Source organism: Aminobacter ciceronei (genome assembly GCF_014138625.1).
In the GTDB taxonomy this organism is placed as follows: domain Bacteria; phylum Pseudomonadota; class Alphaproteobacteria; order Rhizobiales; family Rhizobiaceae; genus Aminobacter; species Aminobacter ciceronei.
The window spans coordinates 84,817-105,581 of the sequence record NZ_JACJHY010000005.1; the positions used below are offsets into that span (position 1 = coordinate 84,817).

The 20,765-nt window shown below is 64.1% G+C and carries 25 protein-coding genes; 13 read left to right on the forward strand and 12 right to left on the reverse strand.

The window, feature by feature from the left end:
- Nucleotides 1–116: 116 nt before the first annotated feature.
- From HNQ95_RS07175 to HNQ95_RS07190, 4 genes are all read right to left on the reverse strand, one after another.
- The gene (locus HNQ95_RS07175) at nucleotides 117–1,802 is read right to left on the reverse strand and encodes a flotillin family protein (RefSeq protein ID WP_182573761.1); all 1,686 of its coding nucleotides are present in this window, start codon (nucleotides 1,800–1,802) and stop codon (nucleotides 117–119) included.
- 68 nt (nucleotides 1,803–1,870) lie between these two features.
- A complete protein-coding gene (locus HNQ95_RS07180) occupies nucleotides 1,871–2,473 on the reverse strand; it encodes an OB-fold-containig protein (protein ID WP_182573762.1) in 603 nt (200 codons plus the stop codon).
- A gap of 3 nt (nucleotides 2,474–2,476) precedes the next feature.
- The gene (locus HNQ95_RS07185; RefSeq protein WP_182573763.1) at nucleotides 2,477–3,592 is read right to left on the reverse strand and encodes a PspA/IM30 family protein; all 1,116 of its coding nucleotides are present in this window, start codon (nucleotides 3,590–3,592) and stop codon (nucleotides 2,477–2,479) included.
- A 23-nt stretch (nucleotides 3,593–3,615) separates the two neighbouring features.
- Entirely contained in the window at nucleotides 3,616–3,813 is a 198-nt protein-coding gene (locus tag HNQ95_RS07190) for a hypothetical protein (RefSeq protein WP_182573764.1), read from the reverse strand.
- Between the two features lie 67 nt (nucleotides 3,814–3,880).
- On the opposite strand from HNQ95_RS07190, the gene ybaK reads away from it, so the two are divergent.
- On the forward strand, nucleotides 3,881–4,354 hold the full coding sequence (ybaK, locus tag HNQ95_RS07195) for a Cys-tRNA(Pro) deacylase (RefSeq protein WP_182573765.1): 474 nt from the start codon (nucleotides 3,881–3,883) through the stop codon (nucleotides 4,352–4,354).
- An 83-nt stretch (nucleotides 4,355–4,437) separates the two neighbouring features.
- Here the strand turns inward: ybaK and HNQ95_RS07200 are convergent, their stop codons facing one another.
- Both HNQ95_RS07200 and HNQ95_RS07205 read right to left on the reverse strand, forming a co-directional pair.
- Nucleotides 4,438–6,090, reverse strand: coding sequence for an alpha/beta hydrolase (locus tag HNQ95_RS07200; protein ID WP_182573766.1), 1,653 nt, complete (start codon nucleotides 6,088–6,090; stop codon nucleotides 4,438–4,440).
- Nucleotides 6,091–6,335: 245 nt separating this feature from the next.
- A complete protein-coding gene (locus HNQ95_RS07205) occupies nucleotides 6,336–8,246 on the reverse strand; it encodes a propionyl-CoA synthetase (protein WP_182573767.1) in 1,911 nt (636 codons plus the stop codon).
- Between the two features lie 233 nt (nucleotides 8,247–8,479).
- On the opposite strand from HNQ95_RS07205, the gene HNQ95_RS07210 reads away from it, so the two are divergent.
- The gene (locus tag HNQ95_RS07210) at nucleotides 8,480–8,635 is read left to right on the forward strand and encodes a hypothetical protein (RefSeq protein ID WP_183195089.1); all 156 of its coding nucleotides are present in this window, start codon (nucleotides 8,480–8,482) and stop codon (nucleotides 8,633–8,635) included.
- On the opposite strand, the gene HNQ95_RS07215 is transcribed toward HNQ95_RS07210, so the two are convergent.
- The gene (locus HNQ95_RS07215; RefSeq protein ID WP_182573768.1) at nucleotides 8,632–9,387 is read right to left on the reverse strand and encodes a sulfite exporter TauE/SafE family protein; all 756 of its coding nucleotides are present in this window, start codon (nucleotides 9,385–9,387) and stop codon (nucleotides 8,632–8,634) included. The two genes, HNQ95_RS07210 and HNQ95_RS07215, sit on opposite strands and share 4 nt — an antisense overlap.
- A 349-nt stretch (nucleotides 9,388–9,736) precedes the next feature.
- Here HNQ95_RS07215 and HNQ95_RS07220 point away from each other — a divergent pair, with 349 nt between their 5' ends.
- From HNQ95_RS07220 to HNQ95_RS07250, 7 genes are all read left to right on the forward strand, one after another.
- On the forward strand, nucleotides 9,737–10,207 hold the full coding sequence (locus HNQ95_RS07220; protein WP_182573769.1) for a hypothetical protein: 471 nt from the start codon (nucleotides 9,737–9,739) through the stop codon (nucleotides 10,205–10,207).
- Nucleotides 10,208–10,279: 72 nt separating this feature from the next.
- Nucleotides 10,280–10,456 carry a hypothetical protein gene (locus HNQ95_RS07225; RefSeq protein WP_157097003.1) on the forward strand — a complete coding sequence of 59 codons (177 nt, stop codon included), beginning with the start codon at nucleotides 10,280–10,282 and terminating at the stop codon, nucleotides 10,454–10,456.
- Between the two features lie 113 nt (nucleotides 10,457–10,569).
- Nucleotides 10,570–10,764: a hypothetical protein gene (locus HNQ95_RS07230; protein ID WP_154385705.1), complete on the forward strand. Its 195-nt coding sequence runs from the start codon at nucleotides 10,570–10,572 to the stop codon at nucleotides 10,762–10,764.
- A 94-nt stretch (nucleotides 10,765–10,858) separates the two neighbouring features.
- The gene (locus HNQ95_RS07235; protein ID WP_182573770.1) at nucleotides 10,859–11,035 is read left to right on the forward strand and encodes a hypothetical protein; all 177 of its coding nucleotides are present in this window, start codon (nucleotides 10,859–10,861) and stop codon (nucleotides 11,033–11,035) included.
- Between the two features lie 292 nt (nucleotides 11,036–11,327).
- A complete protein-coding gene (locus HNQ95_RS07240; protein WP_067966080.1) occupies nucleotides 11,328–11,633 on the forward strand; it encodes a hypothetical protein in 306 nt (101 codons plus the stop codon).
- Between the two features lie 91 nt (nucleotides 11,634–11,724).
- Nucleotides 11,725–12,441 carry a type 1 glutamine amidotransferase gene (locus HNQ95_RS07245; RefSeq protein WP_067957152.1) on the forward strand — a complete coding sequence of 239 codons (717 nt, stop codon included), beginning with the start codon at nucleotides 11,725–11,727 and terminating at the stop codon, nucleotides 12,439–12,441.
- Between the two features lie 106 nt (nucleotides 12,442–12,547).
- Nucleotides 12,548–12,706 carry a hypothetical protein gene (locus HNQ95_RS07250; protein WP_169808313.1) on the forward strand — a complete coding sequence of 53 codons (159 nt, stop codon included), beginning with the start codon at nucleotides 12,548–12,550 and terminating at the stop codon, nucleotides 12,704–12,706.
- Between the two features lie 71 nt (nucleotides 12,707–12,777).
- On the opposite strand, the gene HNQ95_RS07255 is transcribed toward HNQ95_RS07250, so the two are convergent.
- A complete protein-coding gene (locus tag HNQ95_RS07255; RefSeq protein WP_067957155.1) occupies nucleotides 12,778–13,032 on the reverse strand; it encodes a DUF982 domain-containing protein in 255 nt (84 codons plus the stop codon).
- Nucleotides 13,033–13,216: 184 nt separating this feature from the next.
- On the opposite strand from HNQ95_RS07255, the gene HNQ95_RS07260 reads away from it, so the two are divergent.
- Nucleotides 13,217–13,636, forward strand: a complete 420-nt coding sequence (locus HNQ95_RS07260; RefSeq protein ID WP_067957158.1) for a hypothetical protein — start codon at nucleotides 13,217–13,219, stop codon at nucleotides 13,634–13,636.
- 24 nt (nucleotides 13,637–13,660) lie between these two features.
- Here HNQ95_RS07260 and HNQ95_RS07265 read toward each other — a convergent pair whose 3' ends face one another.
- Both HNQ95_RS07265 and HNQ95_RS07270 read right to left on the reverse strand, forming a co-directional pair.
- A complete protein-coding gene (locus HNQ95_RS07265; protein ID WP_210289152.1) occupies nucleotides 13,661–13,966 on the reverse strand; it encodes a hypothetical protein in 306 nt (101 codons plus the stop codon).
- Nucleotides 13,967–14,035: 69 nt separating this feature from the next.
- Complete coding sequence (locus HNQ95_RS07270) at nucleotides 14,036–15,061, reverse strand: class I fructose-bisphosphate aldolase (protein WP_067957164.1); 1,026 nt, start codon at nucleotides 15,059–15,061, stop codon at nucleotides 14,036–14,038.
- Nucleotides 15,062–15,398: 337 nt separating this feature from the next.
- Here HNQ95_RS07270 and HNQ95_RS07275 point away from each other — a divergent pair, with 337 nt between their 5' ends.
- The gene (locus HNQ95_RS07275; RefSeq protein ID WP_067957167.1) at nucleotides 15,399–15,779 is read left to right on the forward strand and encodes a cupin domain-containing protein; all 381 of its coding nucleotides are present in this window, start codon (nucleotides 15,399–15,401) and stop codon (nucleotides 15,777–15,779) included.
- Nucleotides 15,780–16,055: 276 nt separating this feature from the next.
- Here HNQ95_RS07275 and HNQ95_RS07280 read toward each other — a convergent pair whose 3' ends face one another.
- Nucleotides 16,056–17,252 (reverse strand): phosphoglycerate kinase, encoded by a 1,197-nt coding sequence (locus tag HNQ95_RS07280; RefSeq protein ID WP_067957170.1) that lies wholly within the window; start codon nucleotides 17,250–17,252, stop codon nucleotides 16,056–16,058.
- Nucleotides 17,253–17,403: 151 nt separating this feature from the next.
- Between HNQ95_RS07280 and HNQ95_RS07285 the strand changes: the two genes are divergently transcribed.
- Nucleotides 17,404–17,949 (forward strand): AAA family ATPase, encoded by a 546-nt coding sequence (locus HNQ95_RS07285; RefSeq protein WP_182573771.1) that lies wholly within the window; start codon nucleotides 17,404–17,406, stop codon nucleotides 17,947–17,949.
- 134 nt (nucleotides 17,950–18,083) lie between these two features.
- Nucleotides 18,084–18,467, forward strand: a complete 384-nt coding sequence (locus HNQ95_RS07290) for a VOC family protein (protein ID WP_067966082.1) — start codon at nucleotides 18,084–18,086, stop codon at nucleotides 18,465–18,467.
- 188 nt (nucleotides 18,468–18,655) lie between these two features.
- Here HNQ95_RS07290 and HNQ95_RS07295 read toward each other — a convergent pair whose 3' ends face one another.
- The gene (locus tag HNQ95_RS07295; RefSeq protein ID WP_067957175.1) at nucleotides 18,656–20,515 is read right to left on the reverse strand and encodes a potassium/proton antiporter; all 1,860 of its coding nucleotides are present in this window, start codon (nucleotides 20,513–20,515) and stop codon (nucleotides 18,656–18,658) included.
- Nucleotides 20,516–20,765 lie beyond the last annotated feature (250 nt).

The window sequence follows — 20,765 nt, forward strand, 5'->3', positions numbered from 1 at the left end:
TGAGTTAATGCATAGCCATTTGGGTATGGGATTGTCAATATGGGATAGAAATGTCATGCCGCCGCCCATGTCGGCGGCGGCGATCTGCGTCGGAATAGGCTGGCCCCTGAGCCAGATCAGCCTTGTGGTGACGCGGTCTCGACGTCTTCGATGTCGTAGGCCTCGACAAGCTCGGGCTCGGCCTCGGCATAGACGGCGGTGGGCGTGACGAGGTCTTTCAGGCTGCCGCCCGAACCATCCATGCCGGCGGCGGCCAGGAGCGCGTCGACAAGCGGCTTGTTGCCGGTGAATCGCAGCAGCTGGTCTGCGAGGTCGCCGGCGCCGGAGCGGTTGGCGCCGTCGCTGCCGGAGCGACCGGCGGAGAAGCCCTGAGTGTCGAACACGCGGATGCTCTCGATGCGGCTGGCCGGCTCCATCAGTGCCTTCAGCGCCTCCGGCAGCATGCTGATGCGAGCCTGCGTCAGCTCGAACTGGATCATCTTGTCGGACAGCGTGTTGGAGGCTTCGTTGCGCGCCCGGATGGTCTGGGCGTGGGCTTCGCCCTCGACCTGGATGCCTTCGGCGCGCACCTTCATCGCCTCGGCACTGGCGCGGGCCTCGACGAGGGTCGCCTCGGCCCGGTCCTCGGCCGCGGCCTTCTCGGCGGTGGCGCTGACGGTGACGGTGATGGCTTCGGATTCGGCCGCTTCCTGTGCCTGCAAGATGGCGATCTGGCGGTTACGGTCGGCGATTTCGCGCTCGCGCGCCGTCTGCACCTTTTCGTGGGCGGCGACGCTGAGCGCCTCGGCCTCGCGGGCCTTGGCCTCGGCGCGCAAGGTCTCCTCGCTCTTCTTGGCAATGGCCACCGCCATGGTCTGGCGGCTCAGCTCGACGTCGCGCTCGGAGTTGATGCGGGCCTCTTCCTTGGCCTTGCTGGCCGCTGCCGAACGCTCGGCGATCTCGCGCTCGCGCTCGATCTGGGCGCTCTGCTCGGCAAGCTTGGCGTCTTCCTCGGCCTTGGCCTTTTCGGCGCGGGTCAGCGCCTCCTTGTTGGCGACGTCGCGCTGCTGGTCGAGGCGGGCCTCTTCTTCCTGGCGCTTGAGCGCGAAGCGCTGCTTGGCGGCGGTCATGTCCTGCTCGGCGATCGCCACTTCGGTCTGGCGGGTGATTTCGTTGCGCTCCTTGCGGCGCTGCTCGGTAATGATGGTGAGCTTGGCCAGGCCGACGGCGTCGAACGCGTTGGTTTCGTTGAAGAACTCCTTCGGCGTCTGGTCGAGGCCGGTGAGGCTGACTGATTCCAGCTCGAGGCCGTTGGAGCGCAAGTCGGTCTCGACAGCGTCCTGCACTGCCTTGACGAAGTCGGAGCGGCTCTCGTGCAACTGGTCGAGCGTGTTGCGGGCCGCCACCGAGCGCAGCGCATCGACCAGCTTCGCTTCGACCAGGTCCTGGATTGCCTTGGGGTCGTTGACCCGGTCACCCAGCGTCTGGGCGGCCAGGCCGATGCCGTCGTCGGTGCCGTCGACGCGGACGTAGAACTCGGCGCGGATGTCGACGCGCATGCGGTCGGCAGTGATGAAGGCGTCCTCGCGGCGGCGATCGACCACCAGCTTGACGGTGTTGAGCTTGACCCGCGCCAGCGCATGGACGACCGGCAGGATGAGCGCGCCGCCGTCCTTGACGACGCGGCGGCCGCCGACGCCGGTGCGGACGAAGGCCTCATCGCGCTCGGCGCGGTGGTAGAGCCGGCCGAAGGTGAAGCCGATGGCGGCGACGACGACCGCTGTTATGGCGGCCCAGATCAGGAATTCCTGGATAGCTTCCAAAGTCCGCTCCTATTGTAATGTGCAGCCGGCGGCTTTGCCGGCCAGGAAAACCAGTCCTTCAGGCGATCTCAGTCGCTGGTGAAGGGGATAACAAGGAAGATGCGGTCGCTGCCGGGTGCCGCCGAAACCACGACGACCTCGGCACCCTTCTGGATGATGCTGCCCTGGTCTGCGGGGCGCGCCTTGATCGTGTGAAGGTCGCCATGTTCGTCGCGCACGCGGATCGCGCCGGGAACGCCGTCATCGAGCGGGCCGAGTGTGACGACGCCACGCCGGCCGATCATGTGTTCGCGTGTCACCGCGTAGCTTTCGTCGCGTGGCAGCACCTTGGCGATGCCGTTGCCGACGAGCTTGGTGACGGTGACACTGGCCGGGACGGCAACCACCAAGTAAGCCCAGGCCGGCAGGCCAGGGATCGTGCCGTCGACCAGCATGCCGGTTGCGCCGAAGGTGGTGAGCAGCAGCATGCCGAGGATCGAGAATGGCACGCGACCGAAATTCAGCCAGTCGAACAGCTCGCCGATGCTGGTGCCGTCGATCATGTCGGCCACGGAATCGCCGAGCGATACACTGCCGGCGAAGTAGACGACGATCTGCAACGCACCGAGGCAGAGCCCGGCGAGCAGAGGATAGAGATAAAGCGCTGAGGCGGACGTGAAGTCCTGGAGCATCGCTTATTCCTTGTCCTTGATCTGGTCACGCAGGGCGGCGAGCCTCTCGTCGATCCGGCGGTCGCGCCCGAATGCCTCCAGCTCGGCTAGGTCGTCGCTGCGGGACGCGCCTGCGGGCAGTTCGGTCAGGCGGCCGACGGCGCTGAGGGCTGCGGCGATCCTGTCCTCCGGCGACGGATGCCGGATGCCGGCGGGTGTCGGCTGGCCCTGCGCCCGATGCTGGTTGGCGCGGCGTGCGATCTTGACCCGTTCCTCGGCATCGCGGCGCGCGGCGGCGGCGGCATTGAGAGCGGCGCGTGAATCGGCGATGCGGATGTCGACGTCGTCGATCAGCTTGTCGATCGAGGCAACCTGGGCGTTGATGTCGTCCTGCCGGCCAACGCCCGCGCGCGCCAAGTCTTCGCGGCCGGAACGCAGAGCTACCAGAATATTGGCCTCCAGCGCCGTGTGCTCCTCAAGTAGATCGTCGCGCTGCATGGCGTAACGCTTGCGTTCGGCGATGAGGGCGGCCAGACCCGACTTCAGCTCGTCGGCAGCCTTGTCGATCTCGCGGATGGCCTGTTCGGCGACGGCCTCAGGTGCCTTTTGCTCCAGGCTTTCGATCACGGTGGTGACGAGGCCTGCCGCGAGGCGGGAAACCCGGCCGGAAATGGACTCGGTCTGCATGGCGTCGATCTCCTTGTTTTGCATTTCTCGGGAAAGAGGCACGGATAGCGAATAGGTCCCATCCTGTCGGATGAGGTGAGAAAGCGAAATCTTTTCAGGAATGTCGCTGTATCCTGTGACCAGGAAGCCGGCGAGCACGCGGCCGTGGAGGCTGGCCAGCGAGAGGGTGTCGACGCCCTTGAACGACATCAGCTTTTCGTCGAGCGGCAGCCTGTCGGCCGACCACGATCCGGCTGCGTATTCGCGGATACCGTTGGTCACCAGACGGGCCGGCAGACCGGTCTGCAATCTGATCTGCTCGTAAGCGAGGCGCTGCAGCTCGAAGGTATCGGCGCGGTTTGACGGCGTGTGGGCGTCCAAGATGTCGCGAATACCGGCATAGGCGCGAAATGTGTCCGCAAGATCATTGCGGCCGCTTTCATCTAGGATAAGCTTGTAGTTCGCAGACTTCATGCTTGCCTCCTTACTTCAATCACTTAGGAGGTGATTTCGTCATTGTCAAGAAAATCACCAAATCGGTGATTGAGGAATTTTTCGTCGGGCTCCGTCAGGTTGTGCTCGTGGCTCGCCGGCCGTTTCGGCTGGCTGGCGCCCTGTCCGCACTGCCGCGCAAATATGGACTGCGTCCCGGCGTGGCCGGCATCGCCAAGGCCCTGGCCGACCAGATGGTCCATTTCGCCGGGGGCGACCGGATCGTGCCGGCATCTTGCGAAATGCCGGGACCCTGTTGCACAACAGGGCATGTCGAAGACCACTCCCGCCACGCTCGCCTTGACCAGATCAGGCATTCCGTTTGCGCTCGCGACCTATGAGTATGACGCCGGGGCGGAGCGTGTCGGGCTGCAGGCGGCGGAGGCGATGGGGGTCTCGCCCGGCATCGTGCTCAAGACCCTGATGGTCGAGGTCGACGGCAGGCCGGCTTGCGTGGTGGTGCCCTCCGACAAGGAGGTCAACATGAAGAAGGTGGCGGCCGCCTTCGGCGGCAAGGCGGCGCAGATGATGAAGCCCGACGCTGCCGAGCGACTGACCGGTTACAAGGTCGGTGGAATCAGTCCCTTCGGCCAGCGCAAGCAGGTGCCGACGGCGGTCGAGGAACTCGCGACGCTTGAGGACGAGATCTTCCTGAACGGCGGGCAGAGGGGCCTGCAGATTCGCATGCGGCCCGGTGACCTGATCGCGGCACTGGGCGCCAAGGCCGCCGACCTGATCCGCTGACGTTTCGATCCGGTAAGCTTCTTTCTGCCAAGTCGATGCAAGTCCGGCAGCACCGCTGTTTTCAGGGCCGCACGGGTCAATCGCTACTTCCGCTTGTCGGCAAAATGCTGCTTTAGCCTGGCGATCTCGTCAGGCGACACGTCCTTGATGTCGGCGACCTGCATCCAGGCGTCGATATAGTGCTCGGCGGCGTAGACGTGGCCATAGCCCATCGGCGCGGTGGTCGCCATGGCGAGGTCGAGCGTCAACTGCAGGAAGGTGACGACGGGGTACCAGCGCAACTCGGGCGAGACGTCGGGGCCGCGTGGCGTCTTCATCCAGTCCGGCTCGCTGTAGAGCGCGTGGGTTTCATAGAAGGTGATCGGGTCGGAGGCGTATTGCAGGTAGACCAGGCGCAGTGGGCCCCATTGAGCGCCCGGAATGTCGAGCGCGTTCTTCTGTGCGGTGAAGCGGACATAGGAGCCGTCACGGAATTCGGGTAGCCACTCCGGCGAGCCGGGATTGCGGTCGTCGGTGATCGAGTGCCAGATTCGGCTGGCGAAGGGCGGGCCGCTGAGCAGCGCGCCTTGATAGGGATCTCCGAGGACCTCGAACAGCTCGTTTGACAGTTCGGTGCTGAGCGCACCAAGGCTGAGGCCGAAGAGATAGAGTTTCGGGCGCGTATCCCTGGGCAAGGTGTGCCAGTAGCCATAGATTTCGCTGAACAGAGCGCGTGACTGCTCGGCACCGTAGCCGGGCTCGACCAGGAGCGACAGCCAGCTGGCGAGATAGGAGTATTGGGCGGAGACGCTGGCGACGTCGCCATTGTGCAGGAACTCGATCGGGTCGATCGCCTGCTCGTCGACCCAGCCGGTGCCGGTGGGCGTGACGATGACGAGCGTCGAACGCTCGAAGCCGCCGGCGCGCTTCAACTCCTCCAACGCAAGTTTGGCGCGCTGCTGCGGCGTGTCGCCCGACTGCAGGCCGACATAGACGCGGATGGGTTCCTTGGCCGGTTTGCCGGTGAGTTGGCCGATGTCGGCGGCAGTCGGGCCGGAGGCGATGTAGGAGCGCCCCATGCGGCCGAGATCCTGCCAGCGTACTAGCGACGCGGCGCTGCCGGTCTTGCCAGGCTCGGCGGGCTGGCGGGTTTCGGCTGGCATCAATTCATCGAGGCGCTGGAACGAGCTGTCCATCACACGCAGGCCGTAACGGAAGATGATGCCATCGGCGGCCGACCAGAACAGGAATACGGCAATCGTGGTGCCGATGACGTAGGAGACGCGCGTCGGCACGAAGCGGCGCAGCTTTTCCGAGACGAAGACAAGGGTCCGCTTGAACAGACGGCCGAACGCCACGAGCACGACGAAGGTGACCAGCGCGATGGCGCCAACCTCAAGCGGATGGGCGGTGTCGACCGGGGCAAGCTGCATCAGCCGGCGGATCGAGTTCTGCCATTCCGACGCCTGCCACAGGAAAGCGAGACCGACGATGCCGCAGGCGATGGCGGCGATCAGCTTGCCGGCGATCAGGATGCGGGCGCGGAGTTCGGGCAGCTCGAGATAACGCCAGAGCCAGCGCAGGAAGAAGCCGCAGCCATAACCGACGGCAGCGGAAAGGCCCGACAGCACACCTTGGGTCAGGTAGTTGCGCGGGATCAGCGTGGGCGTCAGTGACGCTGCGAAAAACAGCGTGCCGAGCAGCAGGCCGGTGGTCGAGAACGAAAACCAGTAGCGGACGGCCCAGTTGCGCAGCATGCCTATGCCCCCAATCCTATCAGGCCAACTTGCCGCGTGCCTTGTGCTCAGGCAATGGCACAGCGTCCAAATCTGAGGGAAAGGCAAAGCCTTAGCTGGGAGCGAGCGCATCCATATTGCGGTCCGCTGGCATCTTCACGTTTCGGGCGCAGTTGAAACTGCAGCCTTTCGGGATCTTGGCGTCGCCCACTCAAATCCTCATGGTGAGCCTGTCGAACCATGAGGATTTGGTGCCGTGAGGGCCGTCAGGCCACGCCGATGCCGCGCGCCTTCAGCGCCTCCGTGATCTCGTCGAGGATGAAGGGGTCGTCGATGGTGGCGGGCATCTTCCAGTCCTCGCGGTCGGCAATCTTCTGCATCGTGCCGCGCAGGATCTTGCCGGAGCGCGTCTTGGGCAGCCGCTTGATGGTGACCACCATCTTGAAGGCGGCGACGGGACCGATGCGGTCGCGGACGAGGCTAACGACCTCCTTCTCGATCGCTGCCGTGTCGCGGGAAACGCCCGAGTTGAGCACGATGAAGCCGCAAGGGATCTGACCCTTCATGGCGTCGGCGATGCCGATGACGGCGCATTCGGCGACATCTGGGTGTTCGGCCACGACCTCCTCCATGCCGCCGGTCGACAGGCGGTGGCCGGCGACGTTGATGATGTCGTCGGTGCGGGCCATGATGAACAGATAACCCTCGTCGTCGATGTAGCCGGCGTCGGCGGTCTTGTAGTAGCCGGGGAACTCGGCGAGGTAGGCGTTGAAGAAGCGCTCGTCGGCATGCCACAGCGTCGGCAGGCAGCCGGGCGGCAAAGGCAGCTTGACCACGACATTGCCGAGCGTGCCGCGCCCGACCTCATGGCCGGCATCATCGAGTACGCGCACGTCGTAGCCAGGCATCGGCACGCAGGGCGAGCCGTATTTGACCGGCAGCAGACCGAGCCCGACCGGGTTCTGGCTGATCGGGTGGCCGGTCTCGGTCTGCCACCAATGATCGATGACCGGGACCTTCAGCTTGTTCTCCGCCCATTTGATGGTTTCTGGGTCGGCGCGCTCGCCGGCGAGGAACAGGGTGCGGAATTTCGTAAGGTCGTATTGCGGCACGAAGAGGCCTTGCGGGTCTTCCTTCTTGATGGCGCGGAAGGCAGTGGGAGCGGTGAACAGGGCAACGACCCCGTGTTCCGAAATGACACGCCAGAATGTGCCAGCATCGGGCGTGCCGACCGGCTTGCCCTCGAACAGGATGGTGGTGGCGCCGTGTAGCAGCGGGCCATAGACGATGTAGGAGTGGCCGACGACCCAGCCGACATCGGAGGCTGCCCAGAAGACTTCGCCCGGCCTGACGCCGAACTCGTTTTCCATCGACCATTTGAGCGCGACCATGTGGCCGCCATTGTCGCGCACCACGCCCTTGGGCTGGCCCGTCGTGCCCGAGGTGTAGAGCACATAGAGCGGATCGGTGGCGGCAACGGGGACACATTCGACCGTGCGGCCGGCAGCCTTGGCGGCACCGACCGTTGCGGCATAATCGAGGTCGCGCCCGGCGACGAGATCGCAGGCCAGCTGCGGCCGCTGCAGGATGAGGCAGTGTTCCGGCTTGTGGCTGGCGAGCTCGATGGCACCGTCGAGCAACGGTTTGTAGGCGATGACGCGGCCAGGTTCGATGCCGCAAGAGGCCGAGATGATCAGCCTCGGCGTGGCGTCATCGATGCGGGTGGCGAGCTCTTTGGCGGCAAAGCCGCCGAACACCACCGAATGTATGGCGCCGAGCCGGGCGCAGGCGAGCATGGCAAAAGCAGCTTCTGCGACCATCGGCATGTAGATGATGACGCGGTCGCCTTTTTGCACGCCCTGGTCCTGCAGCACGCTGGCGAGCGCATTCACTTCGGCGAGTAGCCCGGCATAGGTGAATTTCTGCTGCGTGCCGGTGATCGGGCTGTCGTGGATGAGGGCCACCTGTTCGGCGCGGCCGTCCTGCACATGGCGGTCGAGCGCGTTGTAGCAGGTGTTGCATTCGGCCCCTGCGAACCACTGGCCATAAACGCCGCCCTCGGCGTCGAAGACCTTGTCCCAGGGCTTGAACCAGTCGATCGCCCGCGCAGCCTCGGCCCAGAACCCCTCGGGATCGTGGGCCCAACCGTCATAGACCTCGTGATAGCGAGATGGCATGGCGTTTCCTTCCCAGGACAGTGGCCCTTGAGGCCGTCATTGTTGGCTTAGTTTGTACCCGCCGGCTCGACCGGGCGTCCATTTGACCTTGGTTTAAGAGGCTGTCCGCAAATGCCGTTTTCGACGCGTTTTGGTGCACTGCCGCTGTTCTCAAATCGTAGTGCTTGCTGCCGCACTGTAGCAGATCGGCTCATCGCCTTTGACAGGCACGCGCGAAGTTGATCAAAGACGGCATGTCCAAGGCGCTGTCGCTCCTCATCCTCGCCATCATGGCGATCCAGCTGGTCAAGCCGCTCGGCCTGCCCGGCCTGAGGCGGCGCCGCGATTTCTGGAAACTCGCGGTGCTGGCGCTGGCGGCGATTTCTGCTACCGCGCTGCTGGGGCACTAGAAAGCCGGCGCCAGGCCCTGCCACGAAATATGCGCGCCGAGCAGGGCCAGGCCGGCAAAGAACCAGCGCCTGAAGGTTTCAGCCGCGATGCGACCGCGCAGCCAGCCGCCGAGCCACATGCCGGCAAGCGCCGGCAGGATCGCGAAGGCCGACATGCCGACCTGATGGAGCGGAACCGCATCGTTGGCCCACAGGCCGATACCGAGCGCGACGGTCGAGACGGTGAAGGACAGCCCCAGCGCCTGCACCAGATCGTCGCGGCCAAGGCCGATCCCGCCGAGATAGGGCACGGCCGGGATGACGAAGACACCGGTGGCGCCGGTCATGATGCCGGTGAGCGCACCGACAACAGGGCCGGCCCAAGGTTCGGCGACCGGCGGCACCGACATGTTCAGCTTGAGCAGGCCGAGCGCTGCATAGGCGAGCAGTACAAGCCCGAGGCCCGCGGTGACGATTGATGTGTAGCCGCTGGTGATCAGCCCGGTGAAGGCGAGCGTTGCCGCGGACACGGCTGTCATCATCGGCCACAGGCGCCGCACGAGTGCTGCGACATCGGGGCCGGCGAGCAACTGCCAGATGTTGGTGACGAAGGAGGGCAAGAGCAGGATGGCGGCGGCTTCCGCCGGCAGCATGACGAGGCCGAGCAGCCCCATGGCGACTGTCGGCAGGCCAAGCCCAACCACGCCCTTGACCAGCCCGGCAAGGACGAAGACGGCGCCGACGACGATGATGAGCAGGTAGGGCTCAGGCATGGCCGTGACCATGCAATGGTGCCTGACATACAGGCAAGTGCCCCCCACAGTTATGGGGGGTTCGCCGGGGCAAAACCCCATCCCAACCCCGGCGAACCTTACCTGACCGCAAGGGTCAGGCTCCGGCCATCGCCGGCAGCTCATATCAAGCAGGATGCGTGCCAGCTGTTTCTGTGCCGGATTGGGACAAGGCGCCGGGCTGTCGCCCTACAAGTTGACGACGTAAGATCCTGGCGATCGGCTGATGGTCCGTCATGAAGGGCGAGGGGATGACAATGACCGATGGCGATGTAAGACGCAGCAGCCGCGTTTTGTGGTATCTTGATACGTCCAGCGTTGGGAGCGGGGGATGAATTCCCAAGGTGTTGCCAAGGTGCCGTTCGGGCCGACGACCGCTGCGGCGATCGTTCTTTCGCTGATGATCTGCACGCTTGTCGCCTATTTCGTGATGGCTGCTTTGACGATTGCTGTCGGGTGGTTGCCGATGCTCGATGATCTGATGGCGGGCACGTTCCAGCAGGCGCGCTACATCAGGATTTTTGCCGCGATGATTGGCGCTGCCGCGGGCGGGTTTTCCGGTGTCTGGGTGGCGCGGGCGGTCTGCGATTTCGCCTTCGCCGCCTATGTGCCGCGCGCGGTGTTTTACGCCATGGCCGTGCTCGCCGCGGCCGGCCTTGCCAAGTGCTGGTACTCGGGATCGCTGGCCGAAAGCGCCGTGGTGCTGGCGCAACTGGTCGCGACCGTCGTCGGCGCCTTCATCTGGTTCTGGCCCGATCGTTCGCCGATCACCATGGGCAACGGCATCGTCAGGTCCGATTGATCGGGGAGCAGCCCGATCCGGCCTGACGCGTGACCTGCCGTACCATCGGCAATCGGGCGCGAGCTGCTGGACTTGCCGGCTGCCGGCAGCTACCTGTGGCTGATGAAGCAGAACAATCTCTATCTCATCATCGGCGTACTCGCGGCTGCCGTCATCGCGCTCGGCATCTATGTCTATCGCCAAGAGACCAAGCCCAAGGGTGTCGAGTTGCGCATCGACGAAACCGGCATTTCGGTCCAGGAAAAGTAATCACGGTCTTTGCCGCCAATGCCGGCGTCGCCTCGCTGGCGAAGGCCATGGCAGTGTGTTGACGTTGGCAAGATCTGCGTTGCTGCGCTCCAGGCTTGATGGAATGATGGGTTATGGCGAGATTGACGAACACGGCTCCGAACCGGGTGTTGGCCGTCGACACGATGGTGGTGAACGAAGAGCCGCTGCTGGCGCTGCTCAACCTCGAGACCGATGACGGCGCCGTCGAGCTTGCGATCAACCGCACGATGGCCGAACTGATCGTCGATCAGCTGCTGACCCTGCTCGGATACGACGAGGAAGAATAACCCTCCGCCTCGGCCATCATGGCGTTTTGAACGCCGTTGATGGAACGCTCTGCCGCATCAGGGGTTGTCTCATGACGAGACGAAGGAACCTGCGATGTACGAGCTTTTGCAGAATCTTCTGGCCGCGACCTGGTACGGCCAGCCCGCCGAGGGAGTTGGCGACGCCTTGCCCGACGAGGCGGCCACCGGGGGCGTCAGCGAGCGCCTGCATAGCGATCTTGATACCTGTTTCCAGGCGATCCACGAGCAGTTTTCCGAGCGCGAGCGATGAACTATCGCTACGACGCCGCAGGCTCCCTGATCAGGGCATCCCTGGAACGATGGAGAGGGCGGCCAATCACGTTCGGAAACCAGAATGGCCGCGAAACGGGTGCACGCGCGCCGCGGGTTTGGCCCCGATCCGATCCTGGTGGCGCGGTTTCTCGGCACGCAGCGAGGAACAGGAAGCCAGCGGACGAATATGGCAACACGGAACGGGTCGTTGAGGCGCCGGAGAAGGTCTCGGACGGCCGGAACCCGCCGAAATCAAAGCCGCCCACCGGGTCAGGAGAGGAGTGAGCCACGTGAACGTCGCTAACCTGCAGCTCGAGGGCCTGCTGATGGCCATCGCCACGATCAACAACGTGCTGGTTCGCAAGGGCGTGGTTTCCAGCGAGGAGATCGACATCGCGCTACGCAAGGCCGAAGCCGGCGAGACAGCGGCAGAGCGCTCCGGAGAGTTGTCGCCGGCAAATCGCGACGCCGTCAATTTTCCGATCCGCCTGCTGCAACTGGCCAACCAGTGCCAGCCGGAAGCCGACATCCCGTCGTTTTCGGCGCTGGCCCGCATGGTTGGCCAGATGAAGGAGCCCTATAACGACCAAAGGTGAGCTCTGCCTCAACCCTTTTGCCGTCGTGCCACATGCTGCGCTGCTTCGATTGTTTTCAGATGGCGCGGCGTGAGGCAGCCGCGGGGGCAGAATGAAGATCCTTGTTTTCCAGCATCTCAGGGTCGAGCATAGCGGCATCTTCGCCGCGTTCTGGCGCGAGGCTGGACATAGCGAGCATGTCGTGGAGCTGGATGAGGGCGAGGGGATTCCCGACCTCGAAAACTTCGACATGCTGGCCGTCATGGGCGGACCGATGGACGTCTGGCAGGAGGAGGCGCATCCGTGGCTGAAGCCGGAGAAGGCAGCGATCCGGCGCTGGGTGCGCGAGCTCAAGCGGCCCTATCTTGGCATTTGCCTCGGTCACCAGCTTCTGGCTGACGCGCTAGGCGGCAAGGTCGGGCTGATGAAGGCGCCGGAGGTTGGGCTGGCAACCGTCGAGCTGACGCAAGCCGGTCGCACCGACCGACTGTTTGCGGGCATCGGCCCTGACATCGAGACGCTGCAATGGCATGGCGCGGAGGTGTCTGTGTTGCCGGAGGGTGGCGAATGTCTCGCCGCCAACCTTGCCTGTCCGATCCAGGCGCTGCGTGTCGGCGAAAGGGCCTACGGCTTCCAGTATCACATGGAAATCACCGACCGCACCGTCGGCGACTGGTCGGAAATCCCGGAATATGCCGCGAGCCTGGAGCAGGCGCTGGGGGCCGAGGAAGCTGCACGCCTGGCGCAGACGGTGGCGCCGCACCTGCCGGTATTCCGCAAGACGGCGAGCCGCATCAACGACAATTTCTTCGCCGCCATCGGCGGCTGAGATACAGCCGATTCCGTCCCTCTTGTCGGCCACAAACCAACATGGCCGGTTGTATTCGCTGGCGTATCGCCCTAGGCAGGCATGAACCAGAAAAAGAGGACAGAACATGCCCAGGCCAACGAACTACAATCAGGACCGTCGCGACCGCGACCGCGCCAAGGCAGCGAAGAAGGCCGACAAGTTGGCCGCCAAGGCCGAAGCCCGGCTGCGCGGCAAGGCCGGCTCGGAGCTCCAGTCGGAGCCCGAAAGCGAAACCGAAGAGTAAGGTGCTTAATGCGCCCGACCGGGCGCATGTGAAACACGAACCTGCGTATCCGGCCTTGGTCGGTGCGCCGGTCAGTCCTTGTCGTTGATAAAGATGCTGGCTTCGCGCGCCGCGGCGACAAAAGCCCGCCGCGCCGCCATGGCCGGCTTTTCGCCCGAAATAGCGTCGGAGCATGCCTGAAGGGCGGCCCGATGCTTCGGGCTTTTCTTGCCAGACCAGCTGTTGAGCAGGAAGGCTGAGGCTTCCTTGGCGCTGCGAAGCAGCAGGGGCGTACCGGCGGGGTCGCCCTTTACGGTGATGGGCGTTTCGAACCTGATGTTTTCCATGGTCGCTCTCATACGCGAAAGTGCTGGGGGAAGCGAGCCGCATAACGCCTGGTGGTTGAAGCGTGGCCAGCATGCGGCGCAGCGCCTCCACATTTGGTTGAGAACAGACTGGCACTTGTGAGGCTGGAGCTGGCATGAGAGAGGAGGCGGGCTCGGCATGCATCGTGCCCGACGAGGGGGAGCAATGACAAGCAAACGGATACTGCCTGCTGTTCTGGGCCTGTTGATTGCCAGTGCCGCGCCGGCATCGGCCGAAGGCGACCGCTACCGGGCCTTCAGCACGACCGCAGAGAGCATCACCGGCGACATCTCGATGGACGATTTCTCCATCACCTTCGCCAATGGCCGATCGCTGAAGTTCGCCGCCTTGCTGGGCGACCATTTTACTGTCGACGGCGAACGGGTGAACGCCTCGGTCTACAGCGTCGAGGACCCCTCGGATCCCGAGCTGGAAAACGGCAACAGGCTGTGCGGCGCCGGCGACGTGACTTACCTGGCGAGTTGGTCCGGCGGCGAGGGCCTGACGACCGTTGCTGTGTTCACCGGCGACGAACCGCCGGAAAGCAGCGCGGATATGTGCGCGTCGTATACGTATCAGGATTGATGGGAGTTGGTGGGGGTGCCCGAGCTACTGTTTCGGTGGCGCCTGCTGGTTTGAGGACAGCGCGCCAGCAGCACGGTTTCCCTTGTTGCGGCGGCGATCCTCTTGGTCAGCAATTGTGAAGATGACGGCATAAAATGCCGCCAGACCGATGCCTGCTCCAAGAAACCAACCGACCGCTCCGAACAATGTTCCAACCATCCAGACGCAAGCGCCAACAACAAGCATGACAAAAAATGCTTGGGCCGTGAATTTGGGGTCTCCGGGCATGGAGAAATTCCAGGCGATCAAGGAGGCGCCTGCAATTGTGCGACATTGACGTTCGCGGCGCATTCTTGCCGGCATAAACAAAAAAGCCCCGGATCGCTCCGGGGCTTTCGCATTTCTGCCTGATGGCCTGGCTTACGCGGCCTTTTCCAGCGCGGACTTCCACTGGCCGAGGGCGGCCAGGTGGTTCATGTGGGCGCGGTGGGTGAAGGCGGCCTGACCGGCGGCGAGGTTTTCGGCCTTGCCCGACCATGCCTTCTGCGGCGCTGCCTGCAGCGCGCGGCCGTAGGAGAAGGTCAGCTTCCACGGGTGCGGGCCGATGGCGTTGATGGCGTTGAGGTTGGCGGTAGCCTCCTCGTCGGACTGGCCGCCCGAGAGGAAGGCAATGCCCGGGACCGCAGCCGGAACCGTCTCACGGAACAGCTTGATGGTCTTTTCTGCGATTTCCTCGGCGCTGGCCTGCCTGGCGGCCTTCTTGCCGGAGATGACCATGTTTGGCTTCAGGATCGTGCCTTCGAGCACGACGCGGGCGGCGTAGAGCTCGTCATAAAGCTTGACCAGCGTTGCCTTGGTGACGTCGTAGCAAGTGTCGATGTCATGTGCGCCGTCCATCAGCACTTCCGGCTCGACGATCGGCACGATGCCGGCTTCCTGGCAGAGTGCAGCGTAGCGGGCGAGTGCCTGGGTGTTGGCCGAGAGCGAGTAGGCCGACGGCACGTTCTTGCCGGTGTCGATGTCGATTACGGCGCGCCATTTGGCGAAGCGGGCACCGAGCTTGTAGTACTCGGCCATGCGCTCACGCAGGCCGTCGAGGCCTTCGGTGATGGTGTCGCCGGGGAAATTGACGATGGCCTTGGCGCCGGCGTCGACCTTGATGCCGGGAATGGCGCCCGATGCCTTGATGAGATCGACCAGCGGCGTGCCGTCGGCGGCGGACTGGCGAATTGTCTCGTCGTAGAGGATGACGCCGGAGATGTACTTGGTCATCGCCTCCTTGGTGCGGAACATCATCTCGCGATAGTCGCGGCGGCTGTCGGCCGTCGACTCGACGCCGATGACGTCGAAACGCTTCTTGATGGTGCCGGAGCTTTCGTCCGCAGCCAGAATGCCCTTGCCGTTCGCCACCATGGCGACGGCGATGTCTTCGAGACGTTCGCTCATACAATTACCTCCTGGTCAGATGCGGCGCGCATAGCAGATGGTTTTCCTGAACGGAATGCCGGCAACAAGCCTATAACCGATTGAAATTATTTCAATCGTTTTAGCTCGCGGGCAAGATTTACGACCGGTTGTTACAGATTCGAACTTATGAATAGACGAATAGCAAAAAGTACAGGATGCGAGGTATCGGAACCGGTCAATTCGACTCGGTCTGACCATACGTGTTCGGGTCATCTCGGCCGACCGTGCCGGCGTCTGTCTATCTATTATATCAGTGGATGCTAAAATATTGGCTTGCCGCATGCGCCTGTGCGCATGACGATGATGGGAGGCTGCCATGGCTGATGGCGCAATGAATGTCTCGAAATTCGAGTTCAAGTCCCACAATGAGCCGGACGAGATCCGCTCGCCGGACAAGACCCGTGTCGAAGTGGTGCGGCTGACAGGCTTCACCCTCGGCCGGCTCAATATGGAGCCGGGCTGGCGCTGGTCGGAATGCGTGAAGCCGGTGGTGAAGACCGACAGCTGCCAGGTCTCGCATGTCGGCTATGTCGTTTCGGGCGCGCTGACGGTGAGGCTGAATGACGGGACGCAGAAGACGCTGACCAAGGGCACCTCCTACACCATTCCGCCTGGGCACGACGCCTGGGTCGAAGGCAATGAACGTTTCACCTGCATCGAGGTGATGAGCGCCGAGCAGTATGCCAAGCCGGCGTAAGCGGGCGTCGGTGCGCGCAATCGGCGTCTCTATCTAGCGGCAGGTGTTTCGATACAGAGCCGCAGGCGTATCAACATAGCGCAGGTGCCTCACCTGGCCGCATTTGGCGAGCCGTATTGGTGCCGATGGCCAGCCCTTGCAGGGCCGGCTTCCTCGCCCCTTTGGGGAAAGGTGCCGAGCGCAGCGAGGCGGAGAGGGGTGCCTGGCGCCGACTAAGCTGGCGTCGCATGAAAAGGGTTCTCCCTCGCGATCGCGAGGGAGAAAGACTGCTGCACGTCAGGCCTTGAGCACTTCGACGCCGGGCAGTTCCTTGCCTTCCATCCATTCGAGGAAGGCGCCGCCGGCGGTGGAGACATAGGTGAAGTCGTCGGCCACGCCGGCATGGTTGAGCGCTGCCACCGTGTCGCCGCCACCGGCGACGGAGACCAGCTTGCCGGCCTTGGTGCGGGCGGCCGCGTGCTGGGCGGCGGAGACAGTCGCCTTGTCGAAAGGCTCGATCTCGAAGGCGCCGAGCGGGCCGTTCCAGACCAGCGTCGAGGCGCGGTCGATCCAGTCGTTGACTGAAGCGACGGTCTTGGGACCGACGTCGAGGATCATGGCATCGGCAGGCACTGCCTCGATGGCGACGACCTCGTTGGCGGCACCCGCCTTGAACTCGCGGGCGATGACGCCGTCCGACGGCAGGATGATTGCGCAGCCGGACTGGGCAGCCTCGATCATGATCTGCTTGGCGGTAGGGGCGAGGTCATGCTCGCACAGCGACTTGCCGACATCGGTGCCGCGCGCGGCGAGGAAGGTATTGGCCATGCCGCCGCCGATGACGAGTGCGTCGACTTTCTTAACCAGGTTCATCAAGAGGTCGATCTTGGTCGAGACCTTGGCGCCGCCGACGATGGCGACGACCGGCTTGACCGGGTTGCCGAGGCCTTTTTCCAGTGCCTCGAGCTCAGCCTGCATGGTGCGGCCGGCAAAAGCGGGCAGCTTGTGGGCGAGGCCTTCGGTCGAGGCATGCGCGCGGTGGGCGGCAGAGAAGGCGTCGTTGACGAAGATGTCGCCATTGGCGGCGAGCTGCTCGACGAAAACAGGGTCGTTCTTTTCCTCGGCCTTGTAGAAACGGGTGTTTTCGAGAAGCAGGATGTCGCCGTCCTTCATGGCGCCGACGGAGGCGGCGGCCTGTTTGCCGATGCAGTCGGCGGCAAAGCCGACCGGGCGCCCGATGACCTGCGATGTGGCGGTCGCGATGGGCGCCAGCGACAGGGCCGGATCGGGGCCGTCCTTCGGGCGGCCGAAATGGGCGAGCAGGATGACCTTGGCACCCTTGCCGGCAAGCTCGGTGATGGTGGGTGCGACACGCTCGATGCGAGTGGCATCCGTCACCTTGCCGTCGGCGACCGGCACGTTGAGGTCGACGCGGACGAGAACCCGCTTGCCGCTGACGTTGCCGATGGTGTCGAGAGTCTTGAAGGCGGCCATAAGGTTCCCTTTCCTATGGAGAGATTGCGCGGACCATACAAATCGCGGGCGCGGATGCAAGGTTTGCGCGGCGGAGTGGGTGAAATTTTGATGCTCACGGCCCTTCCTGTTGCGGTCGTGAGCGGCTATCGCCGGAGAAACGAGGGGAAGCATGCGCATCGCGGTCACCGGCACGCACGGCAGCGGCAAGACGACCCTCATCGACGACTTTGTCGCCGCACATCCAGCCTATGAGCACGAGCAGGAGCCCTATTGGGCGCTGGCGCAGCATGAAGGCACGCCATTCGCCGACGGTGCCACATCGGCTGATCTCGAGGAGCAGCTGGAGCAGAGCTGCGCGATGATCCTGGCGTCAGTTGCTTCGCCCGACATCGTCTACGACCGCTGCCCGCTCGATTTCGTCGCCTATCTGGAAGTGGTCGCAGTCCGGGAGGGCTTCGAGTGGGTGCCGAGCGGCAAGCTGCTCGGCAGGATCGAAAAGGCACTCGCGTCGCTCGGCCTCGTCGTCTTCCTGCCGCTGTCGCGGCCGGACGAGATCGACGTGACGATCGAGCTTCCACGGCTGCGCAGCAAGGTGGATACGCGGCTGAAGGCGATCATCCGCGACGACAAGCTCGGGCTTCTCGAAGGGCGCCCCAAAATCCTCGAACTGCGGGGCACGCGGGCGGCGCGGCTTGCGGAGATTGTGGCCGGGTGAAGACGGCGCTGCTTGCCGCGCAGTCTGCCGGCAATCTGCGGGATGCCGAATCCGCGCACCGTCCGGCCTTAGATGTTCTTGATATGTTCCAGTCCTGCTGATACATTTCTGCGGAATGCTGGAGGATAATGACGATGAGTGCTTATGCCACTGTTGGTGCGATCGACAATGCCAAGTCGAACGCCTTTTATGACGCGACCTTGGCTACGATCGGCTGGAGCAAACACACGGAGTTTCCGGGTTGGCGCGCCTATTCGGAGGGCGGCAAGGGCGATGGCTTCGTGCTTTGGGTCTGCAAGCCGTTCGATGGTGAGCTCGCCAGCGGTGGCAACGGCTCGATGGTCGGCTTCATGGTCAATTCCACCGCAGAGGTGGATGCGTTCCACGCGGCGGCGATGCAGCATGGCGGAACCGATGAAGGCGGGCCGAACCCGCGTCCGCACTACGGGCCGGACTGGTATTCCGCCTATGTGCGTGATCCCGCCGGGAACAAGCTTGCGGTGGTCTACAACGGGTGAGGTTGAGGACGGGCGGTTGCTGTCAGGCGATCCTTCCAGGGCGCGGCCCCTGTCGCAGACGGGCTGCAAGCAGAGCGGCTGAGTGCTTGATAGGCGCGACGTCGATGCCCTCCTACTCCTTGTGGGGAGGGCTGTAGGGTGTTTTGGGGTGTCGCGCGACGTGTACCCCACAAGCGGAGGGGTGCGCCTCACGCGTCCTCGGATAACCCCTCGGAGGTCGTCGACGCTTCCGTCTTGGCCTGCTTCTCCGGCCGCTTGGCGAAGAAGCGCCTGATGCGGTCGCTGATCTCGCCGCCGCTGAGGAACACCGGAACCGGCGGCGGGGGCGGGGCGGGCTCGATCGACAGGCCGACAGAGACGATGCGGCCCTTTTCGTCGACGTCGCGGACGATCAGGTCGATCAGGCCGAGCGAGACGCGGTCGGCATATTCGACATGGCCGCGCAGGCGCAGCTTGATCAGCTCGGCGATGGTGAGCTTGCGCTCTTCTTCCTTGACGGTCGCGCCGTAGGCGGCTTCCAGCTCGCCGGCGAGATGGGTCTGGTCGACGGTGAAGGCGCCGAAGAAATCTTCGTCCTCGGCATCGACCTCGGCACGGCTGGCGAAGAGCCGGTCGAGCAGGCGCGGGTAGCGGTCGGGCACGAAGATGTAGACGTTGTCTCCTGCCTGCAGGCGGCCCATGTCCTGGAAGCGCATCGAGCGGCCGTCGCGTACGACCAGCGAGGGCCGCGCCCAGCGCGGGATTCGCTGCCCCTTGGCTACCGGCGAGCCCGGTACGACGCGATAGGCGAGCAGCTCGTGGTGAGCGGAGCCGGGCAGTTCGAGCTCGACCTTGTCGAGCGGGCCGAAGCGCTGCGGCACGATGAGGCCGAGGCGGCGGGCGAGCGGGCCGACCGTCCAGCCCTGGATGACGAGCGACGTCAGCACGATGATGAAGGCGATGTTGAAGATGTCCCTGCCGTTCTCCAGTCCGCCGAGCACGGGGGTGATGGCGAGCAGGATGGAGACGGCGCCGCGCAGGCCGACCCAGGAAATGAAGGCCGTTTCCTGGCGCGGGATGTTGAACGGGATGAGGCAGAGCCAGACCGCCACGGGGCGTGCGACGAACATCAGGAACAGGCCCAGCACCAGTGCTGCGACCAGGATTTCAGGGAACTGCGACGGCGTGGCGAACAGGCCAAGCACCAGGAACATGATGATCTGGGCGAGCCAGGACATGCCGTCCTGGAAGCGCTTGAGCGTGGATACGGCGCGGATGTCGGAATTGCCGGCGACGAGGCCGGCGAGATAGACGGCGAGGAAGCCCGAGCCGCCGACAGCACCGGCTGCGGCGAAGACCAGCAGCGACAGCGTCAGCACGAAGATCGGCAACAGGCCACGGTCGAGGTTGAGCCGTTCGACCAGCTTGACGATGAGGAAGCCGCCGAGCAGGCCGATGGCAGCACCGAGGATCATCTGGACGAAGAAGCCGACGACGAGATCGACAAGCAAAAGGTCGGTGTCGGGCTTGGCCCCGAGCGCGATGATCTCGACAAGGGTGATGGTCAGGAAGATGGCGATCGGATCGTTGGTGCCGGACTCGATTTCGAGGGTCGAGCGGACGCGCTCGCGCAGGTTGATGTTGCCGGCGCGCAGCAGGAAGAACACGGCGGCAGCGTCGGTCGAGGCAACGGCGGCCCCGAGCAGGAAGGATTCGAGCCAGGTGAAGCCGGTGAGATAATAGGCGGCGATGCCGAAGACGACGGTGGTGATGCCGACGCCGATGGTGGCGAGCGTAAGAGCCGGCATGCCGGCCTGGCGCAACACGCCGACGGGCGTGCCGAAGCCTGAGTCAAACAGGATGACGGCAAGTGCTATGGCGCCGACGAAATAGGCGATGTGGGCATTGTCGAAGACGATGCCGAGGCCGTCGACGCCGCTGGCAAGGCCGATGCCGAGGAACAGCAACAGCAGCGGGGCGCCGAAGCGGAAGGCGATCAGGCTCGAAAACGCCGCCGCCACGACCAGCGCGGTGCCTACCAGCGTGATGAGATATACCGCCTGTTCCATCCCCGACCCGTCTGCGAACCACCTGTTAGCTGCGTCGGTTGAGAGTGCGGCGAAGAAAAGGCCATGTCCAAGCAAGAATGGATTTTTGCCGGCTTGGACCAAACATTTTTGCATTGCGGTAGAAATGAAAACGCCCGGCCGAAGCCGGGCGTTGCCAATAGGTTAGTGCATGACCCCGAAATCGAAAGTCGATTTCGGAAAGGATCATGCAGCCGTTAAGTGCTACAGCGTCCTTTGCGCGTCCTGGCGG